10 protein-coding genes are annotated in these 10,723 nt (G+C 56.9%); 4 read left to right on the forward strand and 6 right to left on the reverse strand.

Features of this window, described 5'->3' with window-relative positions; genetic code table 11:
• A partial coding sequence (locus QNK41_RS01040) for an ABC transporter permease (protein ID WP_319252849.1) occupies positions 1 to 353 on the forward strand: 353 nt, incomplete at its 5' end.
• 5 nt (positions 354 to 358) lie between these two features.
• Here QNK41_RS01040 and QNK41_RS01045 read toward each other — a convergent pair.
• The 4 genes from QNK41_RS01045 to QNK41_RS01060 are packed head-to-tail and all read right to left on the reverse strand — an operon-like array spanning position 359 to position 6,919.
• Positions 359 to 1,801: a TolC family protein gene (locus QNK41_RS01045; RefSeq protein WP_319252852.1), complete on the reverse strand. Its 1,443-nt coding sequence runs from the start codon at positions 1,799 to 1,801 to the stop codon at positions 359 to 361.
• 34 nt (positions 1,802 to 1,835) lie between these two features.
• Positions 1,836 to 5,072 (reverse strand): efflux RND transporter permease subunit, encoded by a 3,237-nt coding sequence (locus QNK41_RS01050; protein ID WP_319252854.1) that lies wholly within the window; start codon positions 5,070 to 5,072, stop codon positions 1,836 to 1,838.
• The gene (locus tag QNK41_RS01055; RefSeq protein WP_319252856.1) at positions 5,069 to 6,427 is read right to left on the reverse strand and encodes an efflux RND transporter periplasmic adaptor subunit; all 1,359 of its coding nucleotides are present in this window, start codon (positions 6,425 to 6,427) and stop codon (positions 5,069 to 5,071) included. The genes QNK41_RS01050 and QNK41_RS01055 overlap by 4 nt, the downstream gene beginning before the upstream one ends.
• Before the next feature lie 15 nt (positions 6,428 to 6,442).
• A complete protein-coding gene (locus QNK41_RS01060) occupies positions 6,443 to 6,919 on the reverse strand; it encodes a MarR family transcriptional regulator (protein ID WP_319252858.1) in 477 nt (158 codons plus the stop codon).
• Positions 6,920 to 7,323: 404 nt separating this feature from the next.
• On the opposite strand from QNK41_RS01060, the gene QNK41_RS01065 reads away from it, so the two are divergent.
• From QNK41_RS01065 to QNK41_RS01075, 3 genes are read left to right on the forward strand one after another with little or no spacing between them, the layout of a single operon-like run.
• Positions 7,324 to 8,082 carry a MinD/ParA family protein gene (locus QNK41_RS01065; protein WP_319252860.1) on the forward strand — a complete coding sequence of 253 codons (759 nt, stop codon included), beginning with the start codon at positions 7,324 to 7,326 and terminating at the stop codon, positions 8,080 to 8,082.
• Complete coding sequence (locus QNK41_RS01070) at positions 8,082 to 9,014, forward strand: sensor histidine kinase (RefSeq protein ID WP_319252862.1); 933 nt, start codon at positions 8,082 to 8,084, stop codon at positions 9,012 to 9,014. The genes QNK41_RS01065 and QNK41_RS01070 overlap by 1 nt, the downstream gene beginning before the upstream one ends.
• Position 9,015: 1 nt before the next feature.
• Positions 9,016 to 9,684 (forward strand): response regulator, encoded by a 669-nt coding sequence (locus tag QNK41_RS01075; RefSeq protein WP_319252864.1) that lies wholly within the window; start codon positions 9,016 to 9,018, stop codon positions 9,682 to 9,684.
• Positions 9,685 to 9,706: 22 nt separating this feature from the next.
• Here the strand turns inward: QNK41_RS01075 and QNK41_RS01080 are convergent, their stop codons facing one another.
• Together QNK41_RS01080 and QNK41_RS01085 are read right to left on the reverse strand one after the other, a co-directional pair.
• A complete protein-coding gene (locus QNK41_RS01080) occupies positions 9,707 to 10,180 on the reverse strand; it encodes a hypothetical protein (protein WP_319252865.1) in 474 nt (157 codons plus the stop codon).
• Positions 10,181 to 10,237: 57 nt separating this feature from the next.
• Positions 10,238 to 10,675: a tetratricopeptide repeat protein gene (locus tag QNK41_RS01085; RefSeq protein ID WP_319252867.1), complete on the reverse strand. Its 438-nt coding sequence runs from the start codon at positions 10,673 to 10,675 to the stop codon at positions 10,238 to 10,240.
• Positions 10,676 to 10,723: the final 48 nt, after the last annotated feature.

Consider the following 10,723-nt stretch of genomic DNA (forward strand, 5'->3'; position numbering starts at 1 on the left):
TGGTGGTGATTGCCAGCGCCATCCTGGCCGCCACGGGATACGGTGTTTTACTGGGGACGGTAGTCGACACCTACGAACAGGCCTCCATGTTCGGTCCCATCTCCATCGTCATCGCAGCCGCCATAGGGGGAATCATGGTGCCGGTGTATGCCATGCCGGCCTTCATGCAGTCGATCAGTGTCGTATCCCCGTTGGCCTGGGGACTGAACGGCAGCCTCGACGTATTCGTCAGGGGCGGGGGCCTGGCGGATGTGCTGCCTGAAACCGCTGCGCTGACCGCTTTTTTTGGGATTTGTGTGTTTATCGCATGGCTGTGGCAGCGGCGCCGGAGTTTTAGCGGCAACGTTGCCTAGCATGCCTATCGACCAGCGTTTTCGTAGGTGACCAGGACATTGCCCGTGCGGGTTTCAAGCTCAACCCAGGCCTGGCGAAGGGCGACCAGGGCCAGGGCCAGATTGCTCTGGGCCGTGGTCAAATCCTTCTGGGATTCGTTGAGGCGGACCAGAGACGCCTGGCCGGCGTTATATTCCTTTTCCACTAAATCCCGGGTACGTTGCACCAGATCAACATTTTCACGCTGGAGGGCCACCTGGGTTTGGGCCGTCGTGACCAACGCAACGGAGCTGCGGATGTCCGAGGTGACCGAAAGCACCAGTTCCTCCAGACGTTTTTCCAGCTCTACCCTGCGATGCCGCACCTCACGGACCCTTGCCCGGGTGAAGCCACCGGCAAACAGGTTGTAGGAAAGGCCTACCTGGACCCGATTGCCGAAATCGTCCTCCCCGAAACCCGGGTCATCGACCCGTTCACCGTCCAGGCTGCCGGCCAGGACAACCGATGGATAATAGTCGGACTGGGCAATCTTAACCTGGGCCTCGGTCTGTTTGATACTCCACTGGACCTGCTGGATATCCGGGCGATGATCCATGGCCTTGGCGATCAGCTCATCCACCGGCAGACTGGAAAGCTCCGGGGCCGTCTCCAGAGAGAGGCGGCCCAGAGTGACATGGGCCGGCAGCCGCGAATCGGGAAGTCCCAGCAGGGCGGCCAACCCGTATAGGGCGATTTCGAGTTGATATTCCTGGTTGATGCGGGTGGTCTTGGCCTGGTTTTTTCGTACCTGGAAGTTGAGCACATCGCTCAGCGAACCCGTTCCCACCCGCTGGCGGGCCTCGGCGTCGGCCAGCTGACCTTGATTGAATTCCTCATCGGCCTTGGCGATGGAAATGTTCTCCAGGGCCAACTGGGCTGAAAAATAGGATAACGCCACGGCGGAAATCAGCAGCCGACGGGCATCATTCAATGCGGCGGTGCTGGATTGTTCCCCATAACGGGCCGAGGCATTGGAAAATTTGCGTTCAAACCCGTCGAACAGCGTCCAGGATGCGGTCAGGTCGGCGGTGTAGTATTCCAGCGGATCATCAATGGTGGCGGCAGGATTCAGGAGCCGTGCGGCGGCAAGATTCTGCTGGTAGGTGTTTTCGGCAACGGCCACCCGTGCCCCCGAGGCATTGGCGTCGAGCCGGGGCCAATAGGTGGAACGCGCCTGGTCCACCTGGTCCTTGGCCTGCCGAACGCGGGCCGCTGCCGCTTCAAGGCCGGGGTTGCCGGCCAGGGCGATCTCAACGGCGGTTTCAAGGTTCAGGGTCGACACCGCGGCCCAGTCAACCACCATGGTCTTGTCGGGCAGTACCCTTGGGGATGAGCCTGTGGCGGCAGATTCCTGGGCAATACCCGTCAGCGGCAGGGCGACCAAGCAGCAGAGCAAGGATAGGGAAAACCTAATGGTGTGTTTTTTCATCTTTGCCATTTTCTCCTGACTTAGTTTTAAGGCGCTAGCTGCATACATCCACAGACGGCGAGCGCAGTTGACCAGGGTCGACTTTCAATGGATCTTCGTGCCGATTCCTGGCCGGCTCCACGTCCAGGCGCCGGGGCCACTGGCCGTGCCTGAACCGGTGGACCAATAGCCGAAGGTCATTCAGGATGGCCAGCAGGCTGGGAATGAGCACCAGCGTAAGAATGGTGGCAAACGCCACGCCGGCGGCGATGGAAAGCGCCATGGGAATAAGAAACTTGGCCTGGAAATCGGTCTCCAGAATCAACGGGGCCAAGCCGCCCACCGTACTCAATGTGGTCAGGAAAATGGCCCTGAAGCGCCGGGTCCCCCCTTGAAGAATCGCTTCAAAGAACGGCATCCCGCAGGCAAAATTCTCATTGATGCGCTCGATGAGCACAATCGCGTCGTTGACCACCACTCCGGTTAATGCCACCATGCCGAAGATACTCATAATGGACAGATCGTAGCCCATCAGCATATGGCCGAATACGGCGCCGATAATACCGAAAGGCACGGTAAACATAATCACAAAAGGTTGTACATAGGAACGGAACATGGTGGCGATGACAATAAAGATGCCCAGCACCGCCAGCGGAAATCCGATGAAGAGGCTGCCGAATGATTCGCGCATCTTCTTCTGCTCTCCCTGAAGGGCCACGAAAATTTCGGGATGGCGTTTCTTCAACTGGGGAAAATAATTGGCCGACAATTCTGCAAAGATTTCGTTGGCATTGGCCTTGTTGGTGTCCACACCAGCGCTCACCGCCACCCGGCGCATGCCGTCGGTACGGGTAATGGTCGAGTACCCGGGGGTGAAGGTGACGTCAGCGACGGACATAAGCGGCACTTCTACTCCCCCGGCAGCTCGAATTCGCACCTGGTCCAGGTCAGACAAACGGCTGCGTTCATCGGCGGTGTATCGCACCTTCACGCGGATATCGTCTCGCCCTCGTTGAAGTCTCAATGCTTCGTCACCGTAGTATCCGGCGTAAATCTGCCGTGCCAAGTCCTCTACGGTGAGTCCAAGCGCCCGGGCTTCCGGCTTGAGACTCAGGCGCATCTCATTCTTGCCGGGAGAGAAGTCGGTACGGATCTGGTAAACACCGTCGAATTTTCGCAGCCGTCCCATCAGTTCCTCGGCAGCAGCCAGGATATCATCCATCTCGTGCCCCTGGAGCCACACCTCGATGGGGTCACCAGGCGGTCCGGCCTCCATGCCGGAAAAGGTCAGGGATTTGATGCCGGGCAGAATGCCGATCTCCTTTTCCCACAGCACCATCAACTCCTCGGTATGAATTCCCCGGGCTTCGGAATCCAGAAGGATCGCCTGCACCGAGCCGTAATGCGGCCCCACCTGGGGCATGTCGCTCAGAGTTTGACCCACCAGGGTCAGCCGGTCATCCACCAGAGGTTCACCAGAGCGGGTCTGGGTCTTTTCTTCTAGCCGCATCAAGGCGGCACTAATTTCTTGAATAGCCCGCCGGGTGACCTCCGGCGGGGTGCCGCTTGGGAACTCCGCCGTGGCGGTCATGATAAACCCGTCAAGCTTCGGGAACACCTCAAATTTGATGATTCCACTACGCACCAACCCAACGGTAAGCATGAGCACGGCAATCGCCGTAGCCAGCGAGATGTAACGCCAGTGCAGCGCCTTGCTGAGAAAGGGCATATATACACGGGCGACAAACACCTCCATCCAGCGTGAGGTGGTTTGTTGAACCCGGGAAAGCCGTCGAACCAGTTTGCTTTCCTGATCTTTCGGGCGATTGGGGTCAGGCAGGTGACTCAGATGGGCCGGCAGCAAAAAGAGGCATTCCACCAGCGACACCACCAGGCAGGCGATCACCACGGCAGGCAGGATCGAGATGAATTTCCCCATGATGCCGCCCACGTAAAACAGCGGCAGAAAGGCCACGATCGTGGTTAGGATGGCGGCAATCACCGGCATTCCCACTTCCACAACGCCGTCCACTGCAGCCTTCAGGGCGGTCTTGCCCTGCTTGCGGTGGACGTAGATGGCCTCGCCCACCACAATGGCGTCGTCCACAACAATTCCCAATACCATGATCAGGCCGAACAGGGAGATCATGTTGATGGTGCCGCCCATGGCCCATACGATTACCAGAGCACCGGCTATGGAAATAGGGATGCCCATACCGGCCCAAAAAGAGAGTCGGGCATTGAGAAAACACCACAACAATAAAAAGACAATGGAAAGGCCGATGATACCATTTCTCAACAGCAGGTCGATGCGTGCCTTGAGCATGTCGGTGTTGTCGTACAGTATTTTTATTTTAGAGCCAGATGGAATTTGTTGCTGCTTTTGTTTGATGTATTTCTCGAGCGCCTTCGAGATCACCAGTGCATCTTCTTCGGGTGTCTTGTATACAATCAACAGAACGGCCGGCTCTCCGTTAATGGTAGCGGCGATGGGATCTTCAGCAAACCCATCGTCAATATGAGCCAGGCGGTCAAGGGTGACCACGCCACCCTCCGGGTTGGCCAGCACTACGATCGAGGCCAATTCTTGTCCGGTATACTTCCGGCCCATCGTGCGCACCCGGATCTCCTCATCCTGGGTTCGGATGGTGCCGCCGGCCAGGTTCAAGCTGCTGCGGCTCACGGCATCGGACACGTCGGAGAAGGAGATGCCGTATTGGCGTAACCGCTCCTCGGAAACTTCGATGGCGATTTCATAATCCCGTGAACCGAAGGTTTCCACCTGGGAGATATGGGGCACCTGCTGGATTTCGTCCTTGATCTGCTCGGACCACTCTTTGATCCGCCGTTCGGACATGTCGCCGGACAGGTAAAGCAACGTCACCACATCCTTGAGCAGCAACTCGCTGATCACCGGTTTTTCAGCATCCACCGGAAAGGTGGAGATGGCATTAACCTTGGTGCGCACCCGGTCGAGCACCTCGTCAATATGGTAGTCTTCCCGGACTTCGATATTGGCCGACCCCAGTCCTTCATACGACTCGGTGGTATATTGCTTGATGCCCTGAAGTCCCTCGATGGCCTCTTCGATCTTGCGGCTGATGCCCTCTTCCACCTCTTCCGGGTCGGCACCGGGATAGGGCACAGAGATGGTGATCATGTCCAGGGAAAATTCCGGGAAGGTTTCACGAATCATGTTGGACGTGGCGATGTAGCCGGCAATAAAAATCATCACCAGGACGATGTTGGCGAACACGGTATTCCTGGCAAAGGCGGCAAGTACCCGTTTCATGATGTGGGCTCCTTGGCAACTGTCGTACCCGCGATGTCCAGCAATGCATTTTCAAGCGGGTCGATGAGTCGGGTGAGAATCACCGTGTCACCCGGATTGAGTCCCTGGTCCACAAAAACAAACTCCCCCTCGATTCGCGCCACGGTCACATCCACAGTTTTCAACCGGCCCTCGGCACTGGCCAGATATATCCGGTTCTCAAAGCTCACCGCCTGCCGGGGCAGCCGGTAAACATCTCGCATGGTCCGGCCGGGTATGTCTACTGTGCAAAACATCCCTTCCACCAGTGGAAGCACCCGGTTGCCCTTGCCCTTGGCCGAGTCGGCAGTGACGCGTATGGCCACGGTGAGTGTTCGCGTCTGCTGGTCGAACTTCACCACCCGATTCAGGATTCCGATCCAGGGGGATCCGGTTTTGTCTTCGGTCCAGCGGATCGCGCATTCAACGGGCTTGAGCGTGGCGAACCAGGCGGTGGGCAATCGGTCGTTGGCCGGTGATTCGAACTGCAGCCAGCTCCGGGCGTCCCGGCTGTCCAGAGAAACCTGAATTTCAAGAACCGCATCGTCGGCCAGGGTCAATACGTTCTGACCGGGAGAGACATACTGGCCGGCTTCAATCGATACTGATTTTATTCGCGCATCGAAGGGCGCCTTGACAGTGCAGCGGGACAGGCTGGTTTCAGCCATTGAAAGGCGTGCGGCGGCCGAGGCCAGGGTGCTTTGGGCCTCCTTGATTTGCAGCGGGTAGAGACTTACCGCCTGGGCCATCTGGTCCGCCTGATCCGAGGTGGTGTTATAGGTCCGCTCCGCCTGATCCATTCCGGATCGGGTCCCCACACGATCGACTTCGAACAGTTGCCGGGTTCTATCGAATTCGGTTCTGGCCAGTTGGGTATTTCGCTCCAGGGTTTTCAAACGCTGACTGTCAATGGCAAACTGTTTTTTAAGGCGGGCCACCGTATTCTGCCACTGGGCTACTACGGCCCTGGCTTCCTGGAGGCCGGCTTCATAATCGGCCGGGTCGATTCGGAAAATCACGTCACCAGCTGGAATGATCTGCCCGGCTTTGAGTGTTGGGTGCGTGTATACCACCCGGCCGGCCACTTCCGGTGCGATGGTTACTACAGTCAGCGCCCTGGCCTCGCCGTACCCGGTGATGGCCACCGGATAGTCCCCGGGCTGGGCTGCCATGGCCTGTACCCTGATGGGCCGCTCTTCGGCCTTCACCTCGGCAGGAGGTTGCTTCAGACTGGCCAGCCCTTTCATCCCCACCCAGCCGACGATGAGAATCAGGGTGCAGATCACGATGCGAATCATCACGTGCTTGTTCTGACGCTTTTTTTCCGTGCTATTCATTTTGCCAACCTTGAATTAAGCTGAAAGTTGATTCTTTTCCAGAACCCGCTTGATCTGCTGGAGCACCTCACACCACTTTTTCGTGGTCTCGGGCCCAACGGCGTCCACCAGTTCCACAAAAGAACCCAGGATTATCTCTTCCACCTGGGCAATATCCTTGAGTGCATCGGGAGTTACCCGGATCACCACCTTGCGCCGATCCTGATCACTCGGGGTCCGGGTCAGCAGCCCCCGCTCCACCAGCCTGTCCACCATGGTGGACACCGACGGCGGAGATACGTTCAACAGCGCAGCCAATTCGGTAACGGACACCGCTTCACGAACCCTGATCATCATCAGCATGTTCATCTGCGGTGCAGACAACTCCCCGAAACGGTCATTCTTGGCGGTGCTCATGCATGCACCGGTGGATATTCGCATGATCCGGTCATGGATCATTCTACCCGTGGTAAATATGTAGCGGGCACGGTTCAATACATCTTGATCAGTCATGAACGCCTCCAAATAGTTATGAGGGGCTCAATATAAGCTATTCTAATTTTTTTTCAACAAAATATTTAACTATACTAATTAATAGCTATTAAAACTTTTCCGCGCCCACGCCACCCTCGATCCCGCCTGCAAATGAGTACCACATAAGCATATATGTGTTTGCAGGAACAGCCTTTGCAAAAGGGTAACAACATGTATCAAATCGTAACGGTCCGCCTCAACCATCAGCCCGTTTTGAAGAGTGGTGATGCTGGGAAAGCAGGTTCACGCCCGACAGTCCGTCGGATCAGTGATCGGATCGAGCATGGTTTTTATCTCGGGCTCATGTTAAAGAAAGGTACTCGGCGGCCGATAATGTGGGAAACAGTTTTATTAACCCATAATGATTCCCAGATGGAAAAAACATGGCCCCGAGCAAGAAGACGCCGCGTACCCTTTGCGTGACCAGCGGCAAAGGAGGCGTGGGCAAGACCAGCTTCACGGTGAATTTCGCCATCGCCCTGACCCGAAACAACAGCCGCGTTCTGGTAATAGACGGCGACATGGGACTGGCCAACGTGGACGTGTTGCTGAGGCTGTCGGTCAAAAGCAATATCCGGGACATCCTGGAAAGTGGGGCTGATCCACGGCAAGCATTGATTTTCGCCCGTCCCAACCTGGCCATCCTGCCAGGTAGTTCCGGTGTTCCGGAGATGGTATCGCTGGGGGAAAAACAGCAGGATCGGTTGGCCGGTTTTATTAAAGAGGTCTCATCGGATTTCGACTACGTCATCATCGATACGGCGGCAGGCATCGGCTCTTCGGTGTTGTGGTACAATCGGTTTGCCGACCATAACATTTTCATCCTGAGCCCGGACCCCACGTCCATGACCGATGCTTACGCCCTGATCAAACTGTTGTCCCGGGATCACGGGATCAGCCGGTTCAACCTGGTGCTCAATTCCGTCAGCGGGATCCGCGAGGGCAACCACACCGTCAATACTATCCAACGGGTGACCCAGCGGTTTCTTAACCTGGAGCTGTTCCACCTGGGCAGCATCCCGGAAGATAAAGCGGTCCGCCAGGCTGTCCTCGACCAGGTGCCTTTTATCGAACAGACACCGGGTAGCAAAGCGGCCCGGGCCGTCCGTGACCTGGCAGAACGGGTTCATACGCTGATCTGATGATTTCCAGACACGCCATCCACATCCCCAGCATGACTATCAGCTGCTGCCGCTACGGGGCCTCGACCTTGATGATGGTCGCATTCCCAGCCCATGCCGCCGTCAGTGGTAATCCAGTGCATGGCAGCATTTTTTGGGTGTTATTATGGGTAGTCGTACTGGTGGTTGCCATTTTTCTCGGCTATCTCCAACAAAACCGAATGGTCCAACGTAAAACCGCCGAATTGAGACGGGAGCTGTTCGAGAGACAGATGGCCGAAAAGGAGCTTCTGGTCTCAGACCAGCAATTGCGTCAGTCGCTGGCGGAGAAGGAGTCACTGCTCAAGGAGATCCATCACCGGGTAAAAAACAACCTGCAGATCGTCTCCAGCCTGCTCTACCTTCAGGAGGATTACATGGAGGATGCCAAGGGCGTGGAAATTCTGCGGGAAAGCCAGAACCGAGTCAAATCCATGGCCTTGATCCACGAGCAGCTGTACGGTACGGCTGACCTGGCGAAAATCGATTTCGGCCGCTATGTCCAGGGGCTGACCACCAACCTGTTCGACGCCTACGGGATTGATCCGGCCCGCATCCGGCTCAATGTCCATGCCGACGACATCGCCTTGGGGGTGGACATGGCCGTGCCCTGCGGCCTGATCATCAACGAGCTGGTATCCAATGCCCTCAAGCATGCCTTCTTACCCGACGCCGCCGGGACGATTGAGATCGTCATCCGCACCCTGCATGCCGGCCGGATAGAAATCGTGGTGGCCGACGATGGCATCGGTCTTGTCGAGCCGCCGGCCGATCCTGAGCAATCATCGCTGGGCCTTCGGCTCATCAATACGCTCACCACTCAGCTGGGCGGCACCCTTGCCCTCACCACGGAAATAGGCACCCGGTTCACCATCACGCTGACCGCCCCTGAACAGTCCAACAAGGAGTTCTGACATGATACAGGCGACGATTCTGGTTGTGGAAGACGAAGGCATTGTGGCCCAGGAAATCAAAAGCCGCCTGGAAAAATCCGGTTACTCGGTATGTGCCGTGGCCCATGACGGACGGACAGCCATCGCCCATGCCGGGAAGATGCAACCGGACCTGGTGCTCATGGACATCAAGCTCAAAGGCGAGATGGACGGCATCGACGCCGCCGGTGTGATACGGGACCGGTTCAACCTTCCCGTTGTCTACCTCACCGCCTACACGGATCCGGCCACCCTGGAGCGGGCCAAAGTCATGGAGCCCTTCGGTTACGTGGTCAAGCCCTTCGAAACCCGCAGTCTGATGGTTTCCATCGAAATCGCCCTGCATCGTCACCGCAGTGAATCCGAGCGTATCTACCGGGAAAAACTCCAGGCGGTGCTGGAAACCGCCGGCGCCATCTGCCACGAGTTGAACCAACCCATGATGGCCATCTCCGGCCACACGGAACTGCTCATGGACACCCTTGATCAGAATGATCCCGTCTACCCCAAAATCGCCAAAATAAAATCCCAGGTAGAACGCATGGGTGCCATTACCCAAAAACTCATGGGTATCACCCGCTACGAAACCAAGGATTATGTGAAAGGCGAGCGCATCGTAGACATAGAGAAATCGTCGCTGACTTTCGATTAGCAGGGTGTTGAAAAAACCCTTGTCAAGGCAGGGTATGGCGCTGGACACGCCGACGGGATGCGGTCCGAATCAACCGCGACAGGTGTCGATAGTAGTAAAAACTGCCCACGATCAGGGCGCCGCCGATGGCTGTGTAGGCGACCGCCAGGAAATGTTTCGGGATCGATGAGTGCCGCAGGGTAACCCCCAAGGCAATCATCACCATAATAATCAGATAGCTCTTCCAGGCCTGGAATGCAAAAAAGCACCCCCGATCCGGCAGACGCCGTAGACGCCGGATATTTTTTTGGGCGATGCTGCCAAACCCCCAGCGAACAGAAAGCATGGCCAAAACCAATCCCGCCAGGCCAAAGGCCATGCCCCGACCCATTCCACCATCCGACAGCCAGCCGATCGCGGTGGCACACATCATGATGCCAACGGCGCTCCACATCACACCGGAGGCCGCAAACAGCCAACACTTGGGTACGGTCGGTTTGAGATGGGAAAGCTTCATGGCCGGTCCTCGCCATCAGCACGGCAGTATAGGCGCCTCCACGGAAAACCGCTGTCACTAACGACAGATGGCATCTACCGCTTCACCGGCCAGCCACTGGTTGATAAAATGGACGGTCACCCGAACGTCGGTTCCGGTTTTCTGTGCCAGCGATTCCAACCGTCCCAGGTTCTCCAGCAGGGCATAAATCTTGATACTTCGATCCAGGCAATCCAGTGCGGCTTCATCCTCACCCAACTGTTCGTGAATGACGGCAATTGCAGAGAGATCGTCGGCCATCCCGCGGGTGAATCCGGCTTGGCGGTCCAATTCGAGGGCATGCTGAAAAAGGCTCATGGCTTCCGCATAATTTCCGTTTTTCATCATCAACCGCCCCCGTGTGAAACGGATGGTCGCATCGGCAATGAACCTCCCCGCAGCAGAGCTGCGAGGTATCAAAGGGGTTTGAGAAGCGATTTTGCATGGGAAGGGGACACGTCGTTTCCCCTTCCACACCAACCCCTTCCTTGTTTTTCACCCCGTAGCAGAGCTCCGAGGAATTCT

It is taken from the genome of Desulfosarcina sp., assembly GCF_033791525.1.
GTDB lineage: Bacteria > Desulfobacterota > Desulfobacteria > Desulfobacterales > Desulfosarcinaceae > Desulfosarcina.

What these genes read in the sequence shown, in the direction of transcription:
- QNK41_RS01065 (WP_319252860.1), top strand. Translation starts at nt 7,324, where the DNA reads ATGGCCCCGAGCAAGAAGACGCCGCGTACCCTTTGCGTGACCAGCGGC.
- QNK41_RS01050 (WP_319252854.1), bottom strand. Translation starts at nt 5,072, where the DNA reads ATGAAACGGGTACTTGCCGCCTTTGCCAGGAATACCGTGTTCGCCAAC.
- QNK41_RS01070 (WP_319252862.1), top strand. Translation starts at nt 8,082, where the DNA reads ATGATTTCCAGACACGCCATCCACATCCCCAGCATGACTATCAGCTGC.
- QNK41_RS01080 (WP_319252865.1), bottom strand. Translation starts at nt 10,180, where the DNA reads ATGAAGCTTTCCCATCTCAAACCGACCGTACCCAAGTGTTGGCTGTTT.
- QNK41_RS01075 (WP_319252864.1), top strand. Translation starts at nt 9,016, where the DNA reads ATGATACAGGCGACGATTCTGGTTGTGGAAGACGAAGGCATTGTGGCC.
- QNK41_RS01060 (WP_319252858.1), bottom strand. Translation starts at nt 6,919, where the DNA reads ATGACTGATCAAGATGTATTGAACCGTGCCCGCTACATATTTACCACG.
- QNK41_RS01055 (WP_319252856.1), bottom strand. Translation starts at nt 6,427, where the DNA reads ATGAATAGCACGGAAAAAAAGCGTCAGAACAAGCACGTGATGATTCGC.
- QNK41_RS01045 (WP_319252852.1), bottom strand. Translation starts at nt 1,801, where the DNA reads ATGAAAAAACACACCATTAGGTTTTCCCTATCCTTGCTCTGCTGCTTG.